Below are 19,810 nucleotides of genomic sequence, written 5' to 3'. Positions count from 1 at the left end.
AACGGGAACGATCGGGAACTAGCGGAAAAATCAGGGCAGCGTCAGACGCGCCACGTTGTTTCGGTTGGCCGCCTGCAGATCGACCGGCTCGCCGTTGCGGGTCATCGCGGCGACGCCCTTGACGTTGCCGATCACGACCTTGTACGGCGCCGTGCCGCCGCCGACGACTTCGTCGCCGGCCTTGGCGGTACCGCCCAGCACGACCTTGCCGCTGGCGTCGCGGACCTCATACCAGGTCGGGGCGCTGAAGCGCAGCTGCAGTTCGCCGGCGGCCGATGCTGCCGTCGCAGCGGGCCCTGCTGCTGCCGGCCCGGCCGTGACAGCGGACTCGTTCGCCGCAGCGGACGGACCCGTCACTGGGGCCAGCGGCGTCGCCAGCGTGGCGGACGCATTGGCGGTGCCGGTGGCGGCACCGGCCGCGGCGCCTTCCGTGCCGGTCATGGCGCCCGGTGCCTCGCTGGCGGCGCCGCCCATCACATGCGGCAGCACCGCGGTGACGGTGCCCGACTCCGCCTCGGGGGCCGCTTCCGTGCCCGACTGCGTGAACTGCTGCTCGCGCGCATCGAGCCATTGCTTGACATGATCGACGCCGAACAGGGCGCCGGCGCAGACCACGGCCGCGACCAGCGCGAGCCAGACCCAGCGTCCGCCGGAACCTGACGTGCCACTGCTGCGAAAGCGCCGGCGATCGTCAAAGCTCGCGTTCAGGCTGCCCTGGCGGCGAATCGCGACCTCGGGTGCCGGGGGCGCGGCCTGGGCATGAAAGCGCGCCAGCAAGGAATCGATGTCGACCTGCAGCAGGCGCGCGTAGGCACGCATCAGACCCTTGGCGAACGTCAGATCGGGCAAGGCGCCGACATTGCCGGACTCGATCGCATCGACCTTCTGCGCCGGCACCTTCAGCCGCGCACCGACGTCGTGTATCGACAGTCCCTGGGCCGCGCGTGCCTTCGCCAGGCTCGCGCCGATCTCCTGCGCGACCGCGTTGGCGCTGCCGCTCGCATTGGTCGAGACGGCCTGGCCCTCGGCGCGCTCGTGCTCATTCATCCCGTGCTCCTTGTTGGTATGCGCTCGACTCCCGTGAGTCCGGGAAGCGCTTATGTAATTGCGCCAGCAATGCCTGTTGTGCGGCCGCGTCTCCCTCGCGGTGCGCAATGCGGGCGCCCAGCCACAGCGAGGCCGGACTGGCGAAGCGTCCTGCGTTGACTTGCGCCACCTCGGCGCGAGCCCGCGGCAGATCGCCCTGCTTCCAATACAGCAGACCGAGCTGGGTCTGCGCGGCGGCGCGCGTCGCCGCGTCGGCCGTTTCGGCGCTCGCCGTCGGGCCCGGCTGCGCGAGTGCGCTGGTCAGGCTGCGGTGTGCCGCCTCCAGATCGCCCTGGCGCAACTGGCAGGCACCCAGGCTCGTCAGCATCCTGGCTGCGCCGCCGGTCGAAGGCGCCGCCACCGCGCGTTGCAGCTGAGTCAGCGCCTCGGCATAGCGTCCCTGCTCGCACAGCAGCCAGCCATAGTTGTTCAGCAGATCGCCGTCGTCCTGGCGGCGCGACAGCGCGGCCCGAAAGCTCTGCTCGGCCTCGGCGGGCCGCCGCAGCGCCATCTGCGCCAGCGCCTGCACGTGATAGGCGTCGGTCAGGGCGGGATCGAGCGCAATCGCCTGCCGGGCCTCATCGAGCGCGATCGCGCTCTGCCCGGCCTGCAGGTAGCCGGAGGCCAGCTGCAGCCGCAGCGCCGCACGCTGATGCGCATCGGCCGGTGCGGGGCTGGCGTCCCTCGACTGCGGCGCCTGTTGTCCCGGCGTGCCTCGGGTGGCGGGCGTGCCGGTCGACTGGCACGCAGTCAGCAGTGCCAGCCCGGCCAGAACCACGGCGGGCAGACCGGCAGGCAGACGCCTCATGCAGATCGCGCCTCCCCGCCCGGCGCCGCCACCACCGGCGGAATCTTGCCGAAGCGGCCGCGCTCGGCAAGCCGGGTGCGATCCTGCACGCGACCCTCGGCGGCGAGCTGGCCGCAGGCGGCGTCGATATCGTCGCCACGGGTCTTGCGGATCGTCGTCACGATGCCGGCGTCCATCAGCACCTGGGCGAAACGCCGGATCTGCTCGTTGTTCGAGCGCTTGAGCCCCGACTCGGGGAAGGGATTGAACGGGATCAGGTTGAACTTGCATGGCACGTCGGCCACCAGCTTCAACAATTCCCGCGCATGCTCGACCCCGTCGTTGACGCCGTCCAGCATGCAGTATTCGAAGGTGATGAAGTCGCGCGGGGCGAACTCCAGATAGCGGCGGCAGGCCGCCATCAGTTCGGCCAGCGGGTACTTGCGGTTCAGCGGCACCAGCCCGTCGCGCAGCGCATCGTTGGACGCATGCAGCGACACCGCCAGCGCGACCGGCAGGTCCTTCGCCAGGCGGTCCATCATCGGCACCACGCCGGAGGTGGACAGCGTGACACGGCGGCGCGACAGCCCGTAGGCGTTGTCGTCAAGCATCAAGCGCATCGCCGGCACGACCTGGTCGTAGTTCAGCAGCGGCTCGCCCATGCCCATCATCACCACGTTCGAGATCACGCGATCGTCCTTCGGACCACGCCCCAGCTGGGTGCGCATCGCAAATTCGGCCATCCACAGCTGGCCAATGATCTCGCCGGTGGTCAGATTGCGCGAGAAGCCCTGCTTGCCGGTGGAACAGAAGCGGCAATTGACCGCGCAGCCGGCCTGCGAGGAAACGCACAGCGTGCCGCGCGTTTCCTCGGGGATGTACACCGTTTCGACCGCATTGCCGTTGCCCACGTCCAGCAGCCACTTGCGCGTGCCGTCCGCCGACAGATGGTCGGTGATCACGGACGGCGCGCGGATTTCGGCGCGCGTGGCCAGCTTCTGGCGCAGCGATTTGGCCAGGTCCGACATCTGGTCGAACTGGCTGGCGCCGAACTGGTGGATCCAGCGCTGCAGCTGCCGCGCGCGAAACGGCTTCTCGCCGAGCTCGCCGCAATAGGTGGCGAGCCCGTCCGCATCCAGATCGAGCAGGTTGACGAGAGCGTTCATGACGGCAGCGGGGGCTTCGGGTAGCAGTCTAGTGTCCGGGTTCAGGCCAGACAATCAGCGCGAGTAAACGTTCATGCCGGGGAAGAAGAACGCCACTTCCGCGGCCGCGGTCTCGGGAGCGTCCGAGCCGTGCACGGCGTTGGCGTCGATGCTGTCGGCGAAATCGGCGCGGATGGTGCCCTTCTCGGCCTTCTTCGGGTCGGTGGCGCCCATCAGCTCACGGTTCTTGGCGATCGCGTTCTCGCCTTCCAGCACCTGGATCATCACCGGGCCGGAGATCATGAAGTCGACCAGATCCTTGAAGAACGGACGCTCCTTGTGCACTGCATAGAACTGCTCGGCTTCGCCGCGCGACAGGTGTGCCATCTTGGCAGCCACGATCTTCAGGCCAGCGCCTTCGAAACGGGCGTAGATCTGACCGATGACGTTCTTGGCCACGGCATCCGGCTTGATAATCGACAGAGTGCGTTCGATCGCCATAAAAACTCCGAAAAATGAAGGGGTTACCAGATTGGGAAACGCAAGATTCTAGCACGAGACCCCGATCGTTTCGAGAACTGGCGCCGGGAAACGAAAGGAACGGCATTCCGTAGATTATCGCGGCGCACCATCGCTCCGATATGGGACAAAGGGACGGGAACACCGGTCCATCCTGCCGATCCAAGGCATCGTAAGCGCCTCATCTGTTCCTCGACGGTTTCGCGATTTTTTAGTGCCGAGTACAGCACTCAGCACTTGCAATCGTGCAAGGACGATGCCACATTGGCGAGGTGTCCGCCGGCGCTTCCGGCACCGCCCTTCAAATAGGAGTCATCATGAACGACAAGCTGAACACCTATGGTTTCGGCAATGCCGGCGCGACGGCGGGAGCCGTCAGCGTCCGCAATCGGGTCCTGCGCAATACCTACTGGCTGCTGGCGCTGTCGATGGTGCCGACCGTGCTCGGCGCCTGGATCGGCGTAGCCACCGGCTTCAGCTTCATGGCCGCGAGCCCGGGCCTGTCGCTGATCCTGTTCCTCGCGATCGCCTTCGGCTTCTTCTTCGCGATCGAAAAGACCAAGAACAGCGCCATGGGCGTCGTGCTGCTGCTGGCCTTCACATTCTTCATGGGCCTGATGCTGTCGCGGCTGATCGGCGCGGTATTGCAGTTCTCCAACGGCCCGGCGCTGATCATGTATGCGTTCGGCGGCACCGCCACGATCTTCGCCGCGATGGCCACCATCGCCACGGTCAGCAAGCGCGATTTCTCGAACCTGGGCAAATTCCTGTTCGTGGGCGTGATCCTGCTGATCCTTGCCTCGGTGGCCAACATCTGGCTGCAGCTGCCCTCGCTGATGATCACCGTTTCGGTGATCGCGATCGGCATCTTCTCGGCCTACATGCTGTACGACGTGCAGCGTGTGGTGAACGGCGGCGAGACCAACTACATCACCGCGACGCTGGCGATCTACCTGGACGTCTACAACGTGTTCGCCAACCTGCTGGCGCTGCTGGGCATCTTCGGCGGCAACCGCGAATAAGCGATCGCTTCACCACGATGGCGAAGGGCCGGCAATGCCGGCCCTTTTTTATTGCCTGGCGGGCGACTCGCACGTCGCCGGCCCCTGCCCGTCAACCCCGCTCGAACACCGCGATCGACTCGACGTGCGAGGTGTGCGGGAACATGTTGACCACGCCCGCGCCGCGCAGCCGGTAGCCGGCCTCGTGCACCAGCAGGCCGGCATCGCGCGCCAGCGTGGCCGGATTGCACGACACATAGACGATGCGCCCCGGCAGCACGTCGCTGCCGGCCTGCGCCAGCTCGGCCAGCGCCTTGCTGACCGCCAGCGCGCCTTCGCGCGGCGGATCGACCAGCCAGCGGTCGAAGCGGCCGAGCGCCGCGATATCGTCGGCGCTCACCTCGAACAGATTGCGGCAGGCAAAGCCAACCTTGTGGGCCAGGCCGTTGTACTGTGCATTGGCCAGCGCCCGCGCCGTCAGCGCCTCGCTGCCCTCGATGCCCATCACCTCGCGCCCTTGCGTCGCCAGCGGCAGCGTGAAGTTGCCGATGCCGCAGAACAGGTCCAGCAACCGGTCGCCCGGCTGCGCGTCGAGCAGGCGCAGCGCGCGCTTGATCAGCACGCGATTGATCTGATGGTTGACCTGGGTGAAGTCGGTCGGCTTGAACGGCATGCGGATGCCGAATTCCGGCAGCGTGTAGGCCAGTTCCCGATCGAGCGGATAGAACGGCACCACCGTGTCCGGGCCTTTGGGCTGCAGCCAGAACTGCACGTCGTGGCGGTCGGCGAAGGCGCGCAGCAGATCGCGGTCGGCATCGTTGAGCGGCTCGAGGATCCGCAGGACCAGCGCGGTCACATCCTGCCCGACCGCGAGCTCGATCTGCGGCATCCGGTCGCGAATCGACAGTCCGGCCACCAGCTCGCGCAGCGGCACCAGCAGCGCGGACACGTGCGGCGGCAGCACCTCGCAAGTGGTCATGTCGGCCACATAGCTGCTCTTGCGCTCGTGGAAGCCCACCAGCACCCCGCCCTTCTTCGCCACGTGACGCACCGTGAGGCGGGCGCGGTAGCGATAGCCCCAGTCGGGCCCGGCAATCGGCCGGAATACCATCTCGGGCCGCACCTTGGCGAGATGCCACAGATTGTCTTCCAGCACGCGCTGCTTGATCGCCAGCTGGGCCCGCGCGTCCAGGTGCTGCATCGAACAGCCGCCGCAGACGCCAAAATTCGCGCATCCCGGCTGCACCCGCATCACCGACGGCTCACGGACCTCGACCAGATGCGCCTGTTCGAAGCTCGGCTTGCGGCGATAGCTTTGGTAGGCCACCGTCTCGCCCGGCAGCGCGCCCTCGACAAACACGACCTTGCCAGGCGTCCCGTCCTCGTTCACCAAACGTCCGACACCGCGCGCCTCCATGTCGAGGCTGTCGATCTTCACGGTCGGGTGGGCCTGGGCCTCGGCGCCGGCGGCAGGTGCGGCGGCGGCGCCCCGCTTGCGAGCGGGAGCGGGCGAGGCGACCGGCTGCTGCACCGGCTCGGGGGTGGATTGCGGGGAAGACACGGCTTGAGACACCAGCGGGACCTGACGTATTGTTTTGCGAAAGCGCGATTGTAGACCAGTCGCCGCGACCCGAACGGACACGACGGCGGTGCGGTCCGCGCGCAGCGAACCGTGCCGGGAGAGGCAAGCGATGGAACTGATCAACTGGAATATCCAGTGGGGGCGAGGCTGCGATGGCGAGGTCGACCTCGCCCGCACCGTGTCGACGCTGCGGGCGCTGGCCGACTTCGACGTGCTGTGCCTGCAGGAGGTGACACGCGGCTTCGGCGAGATGCCGGGCAATCCGGGCGCGGACCAGGTCGCCGAGCTGGCCGCGCTGCTGCCCGGCTACCACCTGCTGTACGCGCCTGGCGTCGACCGCTTCGCGGCGGATGGCACGCCGCGCCAGTTCGGCAATCTGATTGCAACCCGCCTGCCGGTGTGCGAGGTGTTTCGCCATGCGTTGCCCTGGCCCTCCGATCCTGCCGTCGCCTCGATGCCGCGCGTCGCGCTGGAAGCCACGGTCGTCGTCGGCACCGGGCGGCTGCGCGTCATCTGCACGCATCTGGAGTACTACTCGGCCCTGCAGCGCAATGCGCAGGCCGAAGCGCTACGCGCCTGGCATGTCGAGGCGTGCCAGCATGCGGCGCGGCCAGGTCCGGCGGAGCGGCGCTTCGGTCCGTTCACGCCCGAGGCACGCCCGGCCAGCGCCATCCTCTGCGGCGACTTCAACAGCAAGCCCGACGACACGGCCTACCGGCGCCTGACCGCGCCGTTCGACGACGGCACGCCGGCGTGGCGCGATGCCTGGCTGCATCTGCATCCCGGACAGCCGCACGCTCCGACCTGCGCGCTTTACGACAAGGCGCAATGGAACGAACCGCCCTTCGCCTGCGATTTCATGCTGGTGACCGAGGATCTGCTGGGACAGCTGGTTCGCTGCGAGGTCGACGGCAGCACGCAGGCGTCGGACCATCAGCCAGTGCACCTGTCGCTGCGGGACTTCGAATAAGGAAGGTACAACGGGGAGTCAAGCGGAGGCGAAACGAAGCAAGAGACGAAAGGCGAGAAGCGAGAAGCGAGAAGCGAGAAGCGAGAAGCGAGAAGCGAGAGACCGGCGACGCCGGACCGTTCAGTCGATCTCTTCGTCGTCGGCCACGCGGCTCGACGGCTGCAGCTGGAAGGCCCGCAGATATTCCATCCATTGCGGTCCGGGCAGTTCCGCCAGCGATTCCTGCACCAGTTCGACCTCGGCATCGAACTCGCGCGGCGTCAGGCCGCCGCGCATCATCTGGAAGCGGCAGTACATCAGATAGGTATTGACGACGTCGGTCTCGCAGTAGGCACGGATCGCACCGATCTGCCCCTGCTGGAACGCTTCCCACACCTTGCTGCCGTCCATCCCCATCTTGCCTGGAAATCCGCACAGCCTGGCGAGATCGTCGAGCGGCGCGCTGGCACGCGGCTGGTACATCGCCAGCAAATCCATCAGGTCCAGATGCCGCATGTGGTAGCGGCTGATGTAGTTGTTCCACTTGAAGTCGCGGCTGTCGTCGTCGCGGCCCTCGCCCATTTCCCAGTAGCGGGGCGCGGTAACGCCGTGGACCAGCCCGCGATAGTGCAGCACCGGCAGATCGAAGCCGCCGCCGTTCCATGACACCAGTTGCGGACTGTAGCGTGCGATCAGTTCGTAGAAGCGCTGGATCAGCGTCGCTTCGCCATCGTCTTCGCTGCCGAGCGAACCGACATGGAACAACGCCGTGCCGTCGCGCTGGGTTCGACGCAGCACGCAGGAGATCGCCACCACGCGTTGCAAATGCAGCGGGAGAAAATCGCTGCCGGTCTTTTCGCGGCGCGCCGCGAAGGCCAGCTCCGCGACCTCGGCATCGCTGAGGGTCGGCGGATGATCGTGCAGACGGCGCAGGCCGGCGACATCGGGAACCGTCTCGATGTCGAATACCAGCACAGGCGTCATAGAACCGCGTCCTTGCGCACTCCTTGCGAAGCGAAATGCCGCTTGAGCTTGACCAGCGCCTCCTGCTGGATCTGGCGCACGCGCTCGCGCGTCAGGCCCATCTCCTCGGCCAGTTCTTCCAGGGTCGCCGGCTCGATATGGTTCAGGCCGAAACGGCGCTCGACCACATAGCGGTGCTTCTCGGACAGCCGCGCCAGCCACAGCTTCATCAGGTTCTCGAGCTCGCGGTGCGCGACCTCCTGATCCGGCGCGGCATTGTGCTCGTCCGACAGGAAGTCGAGCAGGCTCGATCCCGGATCGAGATCGAACGGCGTATCGAGCGAAGTCGTGTGTTCGTTCAGTGCGAGGACGTCCTGCACTTCGTCGGGGGTCTTGCCGAGCAGGTGCGCGATGTCCTCGAGGCTGGCATCGCGCCCATCGGTGCCGCCCTTCTCCAGATGGCGCTTGGCGCGCAGCACCTGATTGAGTTCGCGGATCACGTGCACCGGCAAGCGGACCGTGCGCGCCTGATTCATGATCGCGCGCTCGATGCTCTGGCGGATCCACCAGGTGGCATAGGTCGAGAAACGGAAGCCGCGCGACGGATCGAATTTCTCGATGGCATGCATCAGGCCGAGGTTGCCCTCTTCGATCAGATCGAGCAGCGGCACGCCGCGATTCAGATAGCCCTTGGCGATGCTGACCACCAGGCGCAGGTTGCGCTCGATCATGACCTGACGCGCGGAGAAATCGCCGTCCTTGGCCAGCGTCGAGAAATGGAGTTCTTCGGGAGCCGACAGCAGCGGCTTGATGCTGATGCGATTCAGATAGTGCTGAACGGTATCGGCGGCGAGTTCGGTATGCAGGGCGCTGCGGAATTCGTCCTGCTCGGTCGCGACCGCGGCTTCGGTCGCGCCCTCTTCCTCGTCGGTCTCGCGCTCGGACTCGTCGTCGTCGCGCGCGACCGCATCGCCGTCGTCGGCCATCAGATCGGCCTCGCGCAAACCCACGGAGCCAGCGCCGGGCGCGATCGGTTCGTCGGTCAGGGGAATCAGCTCGGCCGCCAGATCGTGATCGTAGCCATCGGCCTGGCCGTCACGATGTGCCACACCAGAACGTGCTTCCGGTTGCTTGGCACGACGGGTGCGGCTGGCGGTTCCGGAGGAGACTGTTTTCTGGCGTGGCATGAACCCTCACTGTGGCGGCAAGTACCGCATCGGATCGACCGGTTTCCCGTTCCTGCGAACCTCGAAATGCAGCTTCACGCGATCGGCATCGGTATTGCCCATCTCTGCAATCTTCTGACCCCGGCGGACCGTTGCCTGCTCTGTCACGACGACCTTGTCGTTGTGACCGTAGGCAGTAAGAAAAGTCTCGTTGTGTTTGATGATGACAAGATTCCCGTAGCCGCGCAAGGGGCCTACGTGAATCACCCGACCGTCATCCGCGGCGAGCACCGCATCGCCGCGCTGACCGCTGATATCGATGCCCTTGTTGCCCTTTTCGTCGAAGCGTCCGAGCAGCGCACCGCGCGCGGGCCAGGCCAGCTGGACCTCGCCGTTGGCCGCCGCTGCGGGGCTCGTGCCGGCAGCGGCCGGAGCGGAAGCACCGGCGGGCGCGGCGCCGTTTGCGCCCGGCGTGGTGGCCGGCGGCAACGCAGCCTGATCGAGCGGCTGGCCTTGCACCGCGGCGGGCGCGACCGGCATGGTCGCAACGCCGGTCGCGGCATTGACGTCCGCGCCCGGCGGCACGATGCGCAGCAGTTGGCCGACCTCGATCTGATTGGCGTTGACGATATTGTTCCAGGCCGCGACATCGCGATACGACTGGCCGTTCTCGAGGGCGATGCGATACAGCGTATCGCCACGCTTGACCCGATAGTAGCCGGGCGGCGCGGGCTCGATCGGCGCTGCCGCGGTACCCATGCCGCCGGCGGTGCGGTCGATCACGGGCGCGGGCATCGGCGAGGAAGCGCAGGCGGCCAGCAGTGCAGCCAGCAGCGAGGCGGTGGCGAGCTGGCCCGCGCGGATAAGACGTTGCGAAGTCACGGTGTTGTGCATAGTTCGACTCAGGTGGTGCCCGATTTTAATGGCACAAAGAAAACGGCTTCAAGCGCGGTGCGGTGATAACGATGCCGGCCCCGGCGCTCGATCAGCAGCAGTTGCTGCGCCGCGGCCTGGCCCTGCTTGTGCCCGTCCGCGGCCGCCACCGCGACCGGCGCGATCAGCCTGCCGCCGATCTCGAGCTGTTCCAGCAGCGCCTCCGGCACTTCCATGCCGGCCGCGGCCAGGATGATCGCGGAGAACGGCGCGGCCTGCGGCAGTCCGAGCATGCCGTCGCCATAGTGCAGGCGCAGATTGGGCAGCCGCAGCGCGCGCAGATTGGCCTTGGCCTGTTCGTGCAGCGGCCGGATCCGCTCGATCGAGAACACGTCGCGCGCGACCAGGCTCAGCACCGCGGCCTGATAGCCGCAGCCGGTGCCGATCTCCAGCACGCGCTCGAGCGGCTGCGCCGGCGCCAGGCCATGGCGCAGCAGTTCGATCATGCGGGCCACCACCGACGGCTTGGAGATGGTCTGCTGATGGCCGATCGGCAGCGCCGCGTCCTCGTAGGCCTGCGAGGCAAGTCCCGGCTCGAGGAACAAATGGCGCGGCACGGTGGCGATCGCCTGCAGCACGCGCTCGTCGCGAATGCCGCCGCTGCGCAGGCGCGCGGCCAGCGCGGCGCGCGCGCGGTCCGACGCCATGCCGCCGCCGCCGACGCTGGCCGCGATGGTGCGGGCCTGCACCGCGCTGCCCGGCGGCGCGGGTGCGGGCACCGGTGCGGCGGCCGGCGGCACACGGCGCACAGGTGTCGGCGCGGGAGCCGGCGTGGCCGCACGCTTGCCGACGATCGCGGGCAGGCCGGCGGTTCGCGCGGGCGCGGGCTTGCGCTCGACCACGGAGTCGAGCGTCAGCGGAAACTTCGGACGGCGCGGGCTCGAACTCATGACCTCATCGCCTCCATGGGCCCGGCCGCCGGCACGCGGCTCGGCTCATTCGAGCCATTGCCGCAGCGTATCGAGCTGGGCGCGGTTGGTCAGATCCAGTTGCAGCGGGGTCAGCGAAACGAAGCCCTCCGCGGTCGCGTGGAAGTCGGTGCCTTCGCTGGCATCGAGCGCATCGCCGGCCGGTCCGATCCAGTAATTGGTCTCGCCGCGCGGATTGACCTGGGAGATCACCGGCTGCGAAGGATGGCGCTTGCCCAGCCGCGTGGCGCGCAGCCCGCGGATATGTTCGAACGGCAGGTTGGGGATATTGACGTTGAGCAGGAACGGTTCGCGCGGCGGCGTCGCGATGGCGCGCTCGACGATGCCGCGCGCGATGCGGGCGGCGGCGTCCAGATGTTCCCAGCCCTTGTCGACCTGCGAGAAGGCGATCGACGGAATGCCGAGCAGAAAGCCCTCGATCGCGGCGGCGACGGTGCCGGAGTACAGCACGTCCTCGCCCATGTTCTGGCCCTGGTTGATGCCCGATACCACCAGGTCCGGCTTTTCGTCCAGCAGGCCGGTCAGCGCGATATGGACGCAGTCGGTCGGCGTGCCATTGACGAAGCGAAATCCCTTTTGCACCCCTTCGCGCGCCTCGAACACGGTCAGCGGCCGCTGCAGCGTCAGCGAATTCGATGCACCGCTATGATTCTGCTCGGGGGCAATCACGGTGATACGGCCCAGCGGCGCCAGCGCGGCATGCAGCATGGCAAGTCCCGGCGCGAGGTAACCGTCGTCGTTGGCGAGAAGGATGTGCATGGCCGCGATTGTACCCGAGGCAAATGCGATGGCGTCGTGACAAGGTGCCCGAGAATGGCCCGCCGCGCCCCTCGCAGCGCCCCGGGCCGCCGCCGCCATCCTGCCTTCCGCCAAACTGAACGATCGTACTATTTCTGCGCTACACTAGCCCGGACCCGCGTGGCCGCGCGGTCCACATCGAGGCATCAAGACATTCAATGGAGACACGATGAAAGCCGTACTGTGCAAAGCCTGGGGCCCGCCCGATTCGCTGGTGCTCGAAACCCTGCCCGACCTGGTCGCTGGTCCCGGTGAAGTGGTGATCGACGTCAAGGCCGCCGGCGTCAATTTCCCCGACGTGCTGATCATCCAGAACAAGTACCAGGCCAAGCCGCAATTGCCCTTCTCGCCCGGCTCCGAACTGGCCGGCATCGTCAACGCGGTCGGCGAAGGCGTCAGCCACGTCAAACCCGGCGACAAGGTGATCGCGTATCTGGGCAACGGCGCCTTCGCGACGCAGGCCAAGGCGCCCGCCGCCGCAGTCGTGCCGATGCCGCCGGGCATCGATTTCGAGACCGCCGCGGCGTTCACGCTGACCTATGGCACGTCGCACCACGCGGTGGTCGATCGGGGCGAGCTGAAGGCCGGCGAGACCATGCTGGTGCTGGGCGCGGCAGGCGGCGTGGGCCTGGCCGCGATCGAGATCGGCAAGGCGATCGGCGCGCGCGTGATCGCGGCCGCCTCGACCGACGAGAAGCTGGCCGTCTGCAAGGAGCATGGCGCCGACGCGCTGATCAACTACAGCACCGAGGACCTGCGCGAGCGCATCAAGGCGCTGACCGACGGCAAGGGTCCGGACGTCATCTATGACCCGGTGGGCGGCATCTATGCGGAACCCGCATTCCGCTCGATCGGCTGGCGCGGCCGCTATCTGGTGGTGGGCTTTGCCAACGGCGAGATTCCGAAGATGCCGCTGAACCTGGCGCTGCTCAAGGGCGCGTCGCTGGTCGGCGTGTTCTGGGGCGAATTCACGCGCCGCGAGCCGCGCGCCAACCAGGCCAACATGGTGCAGATGCTCGGCTGGATGAAGGAAGGCAAGATCCGCCCGCACATCTCGGCGCGCTATCCGCTGGAACAGGCGGCGCAGGCGCTGAAGGACATGGAAGCGCGCAAGGTCACCGGCAAGATCGTGATCGTGCCCTGAAGCTGCTCCAAATCGCCGGGACACCCCTCTCCCGCCGGTACACCACCCGCGGGAGAGGAGAGAAAACATTAGACCACCGCCCTACAGCTTCTCCGTCTCGCCGCTCTTCGGCTGCCACTTCATCAGCCGGCGTTCCACCACCCCCACCATCCAGTCCAGCACCAGCGCAAACGCGGTCAGCACCACGATGCCCGCGAACACGGTATTGATGTCGAAGGTGCCTTCGGCCTGCAGGATCAGATAGCCGACGCCGCGCGCCGAGCCCAGATACTCGCCGACCACCGCGCCGACGAAGGCGAGGCCCACCGAGGTATGCAGCGACGAGAACACCCAGCTGGTCGCGCTGGGCAGATAGACATGGCGCAGCAGCTGCTGCTGGTTGGCGCCCAGCATGCGCGCGTTGGCCAGCACCACGGGGCTGACTTCCTTGACGCCCTGGTAGACATTGAAGAACACGATGAAGAACACCAGCGTCACCGCCAGCGCGACCTTGGACCAGATCCCCAGGCCGAACCACACCGCGAAGATGGGCGCGAGAATCACGCGCGGCATCGAGTTCATCGCCTTGATATACGGATCGAGGATCGCCGAGGTGACCGGGCTCAGCGCCAGCCACAGCCCCACGCCGAGGCCCGCGATGGTGCCGATGCCGAAAGCCAGCACCGTCTCCAGCAGCGTCACGCCCAGATGCAGGTAGATATCGCGCTCGACGAAGAACCAGCTCCAGACGCGCTGCGCCACCAGCCACGGCTCGCCGAAGAAGAACGCCACCTGCTGCGAGCGCGTGGCCAGATGCCAGACGCCGAGAATGATCACGAGGACGAGCAGCTGCCAGACGCGCAGCATGACTTTGGAATCGGTACGAAATGCCATGGATCGTTATTGGTTCTGATTCGTTGGACCGTGGGCTGATGGGCTGGTCGGCAGCGTCGCCCCCTCAGGCGACCTTGCGCTGCTGCGCATAGCCCTTGAGCACTTCCTCGCGCAGCACGTCCCAGATCGCCGCGTGCAGTTCGACGAAGCGCGGATGGTTGCGGATCTCCGCCACGTCGCGCGGACGCGGCAGATCGATGTCGAATTCGCCGATCGGATGCGTGGCCGGACCGGCCGACAGCACCACCACGCGATCGCTCATCGCGATGGCCTCGTCCAGATCGTGCGTGATGAACAGCACCGCCTTGCGCCTGGCGGCCCACAGCTCCAGCACCTCGTTTTCCATCAGCTGGCGGGTCTGCACATCGAGCGCGGAGAATGGCTCGTCCATCAGGATGATGTCCGGGTCCAGGATCAGCGTCTGCGCCAGCGCGACACGCTTGCGCATGCCGCCCGACAGTTGGTGCGGATAGCGGTCGCCGAAGCCGCCCAGGCCCACGCGGCGCAGCCATTCCTCGCCGTCCGCGACCGCCTGCGCACGCGGCACGCCGCGAAACTCGAGGCCGGCGATCACGTTGTCGAGCGCGCTGCGCCAGGGCATCAGCGCCTCGGTCTGGAACATGTAGCCGGCACGCGCATTGATGCCCGCCAGCGGCTCGCCGAACACGCGCACCTGGCCGGACGATGGCGCCAGCAGGCCCGCGCCGACATTGAGCAGCGTCGACTTGCCGCAGCCGGTGGGTCCGACCACCGAAACGAATTCGCCTGGCGCGATCGCCAGCGAGACGTCCTTGACGGCGGTATAGCGCTGATTGCGATCTTCGCGGGAAATGAAGGTACAGGTGACGTTGTCGAGGGAAAGGGCCGGAGTACTCATGCGTTTCGCTATGCGTGCGCCGCGCATCGGTGCGGACCGAAGGCGGCGGGAGTTCGATGACGCAGCGATGGGGCGTCCATCGCGTGTCAGTGGCGCCTCGGCGATGCGGTGCGCGGCCTTTGTCTGATACAAAGCCGCGGCCCCGAAAGCAAAGGCCCGCTGCACGCAGCGGGCCCGGCTTCCCGCAGCTGCCGATGCGCGCCGCGGTATGGCTTACTTGTACTTCGCGTTGGCCTTCTGCACGAAGCTGTTGGTGAAGGTCTGGTCCAGCTTGATCGCCTTGCCCTTGAGGGCCGGATCGAACTGCTGCAGCGTCGCCAGTGCGGTGCGCGGACCGTCGGCCGGCATCATGCCGTCCGGCGAGATCGCTTCCTTGACCTTGTCCCACGCCGACAGATACAGCGCGCGGTCGCCCAGCAGATAGCTCTCCGGCACTGTCTTGACGATGTCCGACGGGCCCGCCTTCTGCAGCCACTTCAGCGCGCGCACCATCGCATTGGTCAGCGCCTGCGTGGTGTTCGGGTTTTGCTCGATGAACGAGGCCGAGGCATAGAGGCAGCCCGACGGCATATTGCCGCCGAACACCGCTTGCGTGTCCTTCAGCGTGCGGGTATCGGCAACGACGCGCACCTCGTTCTTCTGCGTCAGCATCGAGATCACCGGGTCCAGGTTTGCCATCGCGTCGATCTGGCCCGAGCGCATCGCCGCAACGGCGCCATTGCTGGCGCCCACGCCGATGAACGACACGTCCGACGGCTTGAGCCCGGCCTTGGCCAGCACGAAGTTCGCCATCATGTTGGTCGACGAACCGGGCGCGGTGACGCCGATCTTCTTGCCCTTCAGGTCGGCGACCGACTTGAAGTCCGGCATGGTCTTGTTGGACGTTACCAGCACGATCTGCGGCGCGCGGCCCTGCAGCACGAACTCGCGGTAGTTCTGGCCTTTGGCCTGCAGATTGATGGTGTGCTCGTAGGCGCCGGAGACCACGTCCGCGCTGCCGCCGACCACGGCCTGCAGCGCCTTGGCGCCGCCGGCGAAGTCGACGATCTCGACGTCGAGCCCTTCGTCCTTGAAGTAGCCCTGGCGCTCGGCGATCGTCAGCGGCAGATAGTAGAACAGGTTCTTGCCGCCGACGGCGATCGTGACCTTGGCCTTCTCGGGCTTGCCCTGCGCCTGCGCAAAGCCGCCGAAGGTGAACCAGCCGGCCAGGAACAGCACCAGCGCGATCAGCACCTGTTTCCAGAATTTGCGGTTGTACATCTGTGTCTCCTGCCTATTGTGTTCTCGCGCGTGTTCTCGCGCGTGTTCTCGCGCGTGTTCTCGCGCGGTGTGCTCGCGCGGTGTTGCCACGCGGTGTTGCCACGCGGTGTTCCCGCGCGGCGGACGCCGCGCGAGCGACCCGCCGGGTGGCATGCAGCGCCGCCGCGCGGCTTCGTGCGATGCTATCCGAGCGGCGCGGGTCGCCCCAATCGGGAACACTACCTAGCGGGAACGCTGCCCCAGGCTTATTCCGCCTGGATATTGGCCGACTGGATGACCTTGCCCCAGCGCGTCAGTTCGGCACGCTGGTACTGGCCCAGCTGCGACGGGTTCATGTACTTCGCTTCAGCGCCCAGATCCTCGGCCTTCTTGCGGAAGGTGTCGGTTTTCATGATCTTGTCGATCTCTCCGGTCAGCTTGTCGATCACGGGCTTGGGCGTGCCGGCCGGGGCATACATCGCGAACCACGACGACACGTCGAGATCAGCGTAACCGGCCTCGGGCGCGGACGGCACGTCCTTCAGGCTGGGCAGGCGGTTCTTGCTGGTCACCACCAGCGGGCGCAGCTTGCCGGCCTGGATATGCGGAATCAGCGGCGGCGGCGTGGTGATGGTCAGATCGACCGAGCCGCCCAGCAGATCGGTCATCGCCGGACCGGTGCCCTTGTACGGCACGTGCGTGATGTGGATGCCGGCCATCAGGTTCAGCAGCTCGGTCGACACATGCTGCAGCGAGCCGTTGCCCGACGAGGCGTAGTTCAGCTTGTTCGGATTGGCCTTGGCGTAGGCGACGAGCTCGGACAGCGATTTGACCGGCAGGCTCGGGCGCACCACCAGCACCTGCGGCGCCGACAGCAGATTGGCCACCGGCGCGAAGTCCTTGACCGGATCCCACGACAGGCCCTTCACCAGCAGCGGCGTGATCACGTGAAAGCCCGAGTACTGCACCAGCAGCGTGTAGCCGTCCGGCTTGGCGCGGGCCACCAGTTGCGCGGCGATGCCGCCATTGCCGCCAGGACGGTTCTCGACCACCACCGGCTGGCCGAGCGCCTTGGCCAGCGGCTCGGAGATCATGCGCGCGGCCAGGTCGGTGGTGCCGCCAGGCGCCGCCGACACGATCAGCGTGACCGGGCGATTCGGATAGGCGCCGTCCTGCGCGTGCGCACCGGCGCTCAGACAGGCCGCGGCCGCGCAAACGGCGGCGGCAAGCAGACGGCGGCGGCCGGGCATGGCCGCATCGACGGAAAGGAACGGTTGGGACGAACGGATCGACATGCTGTCTCCTCCAGGAATCGATGTTGTTTTTGGGGTTGGGGTTGCGGACCTTCGTCCGCGTGCTTGCTGATGGCTGTTGTTCTTCGGTGCTTCGGTGCTTCGGTGCTTCGGTAATTTCGGTGCCGGCTCGGCGGCCCTCATTGCCCGGCGAAATGCTCGGCCATCCAGGCCGGCGGCTGATGCGTACGCAGCCGTGGACCGGCGCGCAGCAGCTGGCTGCAGACCTCGCGCTCGACCACGGTGGGCAGCTCGCCGATGATGCCGAGCAGGCGCTGCAGGTCGACGCCGGTGTCCACGCCCATCGACGCGAACATATGCACGAGCTCCTCGGTGGCGACGTTTCCGCTGGCACCAGGCGCATAGGGACAGCCGCCCAGCCCGCCGGCCGCCGCGTCAAAGCGCGATACGCCGGTTTCCCACGCGGCGAGCGCATTGGCCAGCCCCATGCCGCGCGTGTTGTGCAGATGGATGGTCAGGCCGGTCGCCGGCAGTTCCCGCTGGAAGGTCTCGCACACCGCGCGCACCTGGTTCGGATAGGCCATGCCGGTGGTGTCGCACAGCGTGATGCCATCCGCGCCGGCCTGCGCAAAGCTGCGCGCCAGCGCCATCACCGCGTCGATCGCGACCTCGCCCTCGAACGGGCAGCCGAACACCGTCGACAACGAGATATTGACCGGCACGCCGGCCGCGCGCGCCACCTCGATCATCGCCAGCAGCTGCGCCTGCGATTGCGCGCGCGTCATGCGCAGATTGGCGCGGTTGTGCGTCTCGCTGGCCGACATCACCAGATTGACTTCATCGGGCCGGCACGACAGCGCGCGCTCGAGTCCGCGCAGATTCGGCACCAGCACCGTGTAGCGCACGCCCTCGGCACGGCGCATGCGGTGCATCACCGCTTCTGCGTCGGCCAGCGCGGGAATCGCCTTGGCAGACGTGAACGAAGTCGCCTCGATGCGGGCAAAGCCGCAGTCCGACAGCGCCTCCAGCAGCGCCACCTTGGCATCGGTCGGCACGACCACCGGTTCGATCTGCAGGCCGTCGCGCGGCCCAACCTCGTTGATCTCGATGCGGGCCGGGCCGCGCAGCGGGAAAGGCGTCGATGCGCCGATCGTGGAAGCGTTCATGCCACCACCCCGCGTGCGCGCAGGTCGGCGATGGTCGCGGCATCGAAGCCGGCCTGCGCCAGCACCGCGTCGGTATGCTCGCCCAGCGTCGGCGCGCGATCGTGGATCGCGCCGGGGCTGCCCGACAACTTCGGCACGATGCCCGGCACCTCGACGGTCAGGCCGCTGGCCGCGGTGACCTGCTCGATCACGCCGCGGGCGCGATAGTGCGGATCCTCGGCGATGTCCTTGACCGTATAGATGCGGCCGGACGGCACCTGGGCCTCGCGCAGCACGGCCAGCGCGCTGTCGATGTCCTGCGTGCGCGTCCACGCGGCGATCGCGGCGTCGAGTTCTTCCACCCGGGCCACGCGGCCGTCGTTGCGCGCCAGCGCCGGATCGTCGGCAAGATCGGCGCGGCCGATCGCCTGCATCAGCCGCTTGAAGATGGCATCGCCGTTGGCGGCGACCAGCACGTATTCGCCGCTGGCGCACGGATAGGCGTTGGACGGCGCAATGCCGGGCAGCGCGCCGCCGGCCGGCTGTCGCACCGCGCCGAAGGCCGAATACTCGGGCAGCAGGCTCTCGCTCAGATTGAACAGCGCCTCGTACAGCGCGACGTCGATGACCTGGCCGGTGCCGCCGCGCGCATCGCGCTCGTACAGCGCCAGCAGCACGCCCAGCGCGCCATGCAGGCCGGCGATGGTGTCGCCCAGCGACAGCCCGGCGCGCACCGGCGGCCGGCCCGGTTCGCCGGTCAGATGGCGCAGCCCGCTCATCGCCTCGGCGACCGCGGCAAAGCCGGGCTCGTCGCGCTTCGGGCCGGTCTGGCCGTAGCCGGACACGCGCAGCATGATCAGCTTCGGATTGGCGGCGTGCAGCACGTCCCAGCCCAGGCCCCACTTCTCCATCGTGCCCGGACGGAAGTTCTCGATCAGCACATCGGCCTCGGCGGCCAGCTTGCGCACCAGCGCCTGCCCGTCGGGGCTGCGCAGGTCGATGCAGATCGATTCCTTGTTGCGCGACTGCGCCTCCCACCAGACCGAGGTGTCCTGATACAGCATGCGCCATTTGCGCAGCGGATCGCCCTGCCCGGGCGGTTCGACCTTGATCACGTGGGCGCCGAAATCGGCGAGCGTCTTGGCGGCGAAGGGACCGGCGATCAGCTGCCCGAGTTCGAGCACGCGGATGCCATCCAGAATCTGTCGCGGCATGCGGAATGTCTCCGGGGATCGGTGTGTGTGTGTCTGGCGATCGCCGGGAGGGTTGGGGCCTGGCCCTGCGATCGAATTTGGCCGCAGTGTGCCGCAGCCCCGGCGGGGGCGGAAGGCGTCAATCGGTGAAGCGGGCCTTCACCGAACGCGAAAGGCTGCTGCCCTCTCCCCTACCCCTCTCCCGCAAGCGGGAGAGGGGAAAACCGT

General features: G+C 67.4%; 19 protein-coding genes. 3 read left to right on the top strand and 16 right to left on the bottom strand.

The features are described from left to right. Positions 1-30: 30 nt before the first annotated feature. Genes HTY53_RS21380 through ndk form a run of 4 tightly spaced genes read right to left on the bottom strand, consistent with a single transcriptional unit; the run spans position 31 to position 3,519 of the window. Positions 31-1,047, bottom strand: coding sequence for a RodZ domain-containing protein (locus tag HTY53_RS21380; RefSeq protein WP_174108559.1), 1,017 nt, complete (start codon positions 1,045-1,047; stop codon positions 31-33). Further along, entirely contained in the window at positions 1,040-1,894 is an 855-nt protein-coding gene (gene pilW, locus HTY53_RS21375) for a type IV pilus biogenesis/stability protein PilW (protein ID WP_254600061.1), read from the bottom strand. Before pilW ends, HTY53_RS21380 begins: the two co-directional genes overlap by 8 nt. After that, positions 1,891-3,039: a 23S rRNA (adenine(2503)-C(2))-methyltransferase RlmN gene (gene rlmN, locus HTY53_RS21370; RefSeq protein WP_174108558.1), complete on the bottom strand. Its 1,149-nt coding sequence runs from the start codon at positions 3,037-3,039 to the stop codon at positions 1,891-1,893. Before rlmN ends, pilW begins: the two co-directional genes overlap by 4 nt. 54 nt (positions 3,040-3,093) lie before the next feature. Beyond that, a complete protein-coding gene (ndk, locus tag HTY53_RS21365) occupies positions 3,094-3,519 on the bottom strand; it encodes a nucleoside-diphosphate kinase (RefSeq protein ID WP_174108557.1) in 426 nt (141 codons plus the stop codon). Between the two features lie 335 nt (positions 3,520-3,854). On the opposite strand from ndk, the gene HTY53_RS21360 reads away from it, so the two are divergent. Further along, entirely contained in the window at positions 3,855-4,559 is a 705-nt protein-coding gene (locus HTY53_RS21360; protein WP_174108556.1) for a Bax inhibitor-1/YccA family protein, read from the top strand. A gap of 91 nt (positions 4,560-4,650) precedes the next feature. Here HTY53_RS21360 and rlmD read toward each other — a convergent pair whose 3' ends face one another. Continuing rightward, on the bottom strand, positions 4,651-6,111 hold the full coding sequence (rlmD, locus tag HTY53_RS21355) for a 23S rRNA (uracil(1939)-C(5))-methyltransferase RlmD (protein ID WP_174108555.1): 1,461 nt from the start codon (positions 6,109-6,111) through the stop codon (positions 4,651-4,653). A 118-nt stretch (positions 6,112-6,229) separates the two neighbouring features. Here rlmD and HTY53_RS21350 point away from each other — a divergent pair, with 118 nt between their 5' ends. Then, a complete protein-coding gene (locus HTY53_RS21350; protein WP_174108554.1) occupies positions 6,230-7,090 on the top strand; it encodes an endonuclease/exonuclease/phosphatase family protein in 861 nt (286 codons plus the stop codon). A gap of 120 nt (positions 7,091-7,210) precedes the next feature. Here the strand turns inward: HTY53_RS21350 and HTY53_RS21345 are convergent, their stop codons facing one another. From HTY53_RS21345 to surE, 5 genes are read right to left on the bottom strand one after another with little or no spacing between them, the layout of a single operon-like run. Continuing rightward, complete coding sequence (locus HTY53_RS21345; protein ID WP_174108553.1) at positions 7,211-8,053, bottom strand: 3'-5' exonuclease; 843 nt, start codon at positions 8,051-8,053, stop codon at positions 7,211-7,213. After that, positions 8,050-9,219: an RNA polymerase sigma factor RpoS gene (gene rpoS / locus HTY53_RS21340; RefSeq protein WP_174108552.1), complete on the bottom strand. Its 1,170-nt coding sequence runs from the start codon at positions 9,217-9,219 to the stop codon at positions 8,050-8,052. The genes HTY53_RS21345 and rpoS overlap by 4 nt, the downstream gene beginning before the upstream one ends. A gap of 6 nt (positions 9,220-9,225) precedes the next feature. Next, positions 9,226-10,092 (bottom strand): peptidoglycan DD-metalloendopeptidase family protein, encoded by an 867-nt coding sequence (locus HTY53_RS21335; protein WP_174108551.1) that lies wholly within the window; start codon positions 10,090-10,092, stop codon positions 9,226-9,228. 8 nt (positions 10,093-10,100) lie between these two features. Further along, entirely contained in the window at positions 10,101-11,021 is a 921-nt protein-coding gene (locus HTY53_RS21330) for a protein-L-isoaspartate(D-aspartate) O-methyltransferase (protein ID WP_174108550.1), read from the bottom strand. Positions 11,022-11,066: 45 nt separating this feature from the next. Further along, a complete protein-coding gene (gene surE / locus HTY53_RS21325) occupies positions 11,067-11,819 on the bottom strand; it encodes a 5'/3'-nucleotidase SurE (RefSeq protein ID WP_174108549.1) in 753 nt (250 codons plus the stop codon). 208 nt (positions 11,820-12,027) lie between these two features. Between surE and HTY53_RS21320 the strand changes: the two genes are divergently transcribed. Continuing rightward, on the top strand, positions 12,028-13,002 hold the full coding sequence (locus HTY53_RS21320; RefSeq protein ID WP_174108548.1) for an NADPH:quinone oxidoreductase family protein: 975 nt from the start codon (positions 12,028-12,030) through the stop codon (positions 13,000-13,002). Between the two features lie 81 nt (positions 13,003-13,083). Here the strand turns inward: HTY53_RS21320 and HTY53_RS21315 are convergent, their stop codons facing one another. The 6 genes from HTY53_RS21315 to HTY53_RS21290 all read right to left on the bottom strand — a co-directional run bounded on the left by HTY53_RS21315 (position 13,084) and on the right by HTY53_RS21290 (position 19,603). Next, positions 13,084-13,875: an ABC transporter permease gene (locus tag HTY53_RS21315; RefSeq protein WP_174108547.1), complete on the bottom strand. Its 792-nt coding sequence runs from the start codon at positions 13,873-13,875 to the stop codon at positions 13,084-13,086. Between the two features lie 64 nt (positions 13,876-13,939). Beyond that, positions 13,940-14,752 carry an ABC transporter ATP-binding protein gene (locus HTY53_RS21310; RefSeq protein ID WP_174108546.1) on the bottom strand — a complete coding sequence of 271 codons (813 nt, stop codon included), beginning with the start codon at positions 14,750-14,752 and terminating at the stop codon, positions 13,940-13,942. A 213-nt stretch (positions 14,753-14,965) separates the two neighbouring features. Beyond that, positions 14,966-16,012, bottom strand: coding sequence for an ABC transporter substrate-binding protein (locus HTY53_RS21305; RefSeq protein WP_174108545.1), 1,047 nt, complete (start codon positions 16,010-16,012; stop codon positions 14,966-14,968). A 245-nt stretch (positions 16,013-16,257) separates the two neighbouring features. Next, positions 16,258-17,241 (bottom strand): Bug family tripartite tricarboxylate transporter substrate binding protein, encoded by a 984-nt coding sequence (locus HTY53_RS21300; RefSeq protein WP_174108577.1) that lies wholly within the window; start codon positions 17,239-17,241, stop codon positions 16,258-16,260. 182 nt (positions 17,242-17,423) lie between these two features. Further along, the gene (locus HTY53_RS21295; protein WP_174108544.1) at positions 17,424-18,410 is read right to left on the bottom strand and encodes a hydroxymethylglutaryl-CoA lyase; all 987 of its coding nucleotides are present in this window, start codon (positions 18,408-18,410) and stop codon (positions 17,424-17,426) included. Beyond that, positions 18,407-19,603 carry a CaiB/BaiF CoA transferase family protein gene (locus tag HTY53_RS21290; RefSeq protein WP_174108543.1) on the bottom strand — a complete coding sequence of 399 codons (1,197 nt, stop codon included), beginning with the start codon at positions 19,601-19,603 and terminating at the stop codon, positions 18,407-18,409. Before HTY53_RS21290 ends, HTY53_RS21295 begins: the two co-directional genes overlap by 4 nt. Positions 19,604-19,810: the final 207 nt, after the last annotated feature.

Origin of the sequence: Cupriavidus gilardii, from assembly GCF_013314895.1 — a bacterium.
Taxonomy (GTDB): Bacteria; Pseudomonadota; Gammaproteobacteria; order Burkholderiales; family Burkholderiaceae; genus Cupriavidus; species Cupriavidus gilardii_C.
Note: the sequence above shows the minus strand (reverse complement) of the source record. Positions and strands in the feature narration are given on the sequence as shown.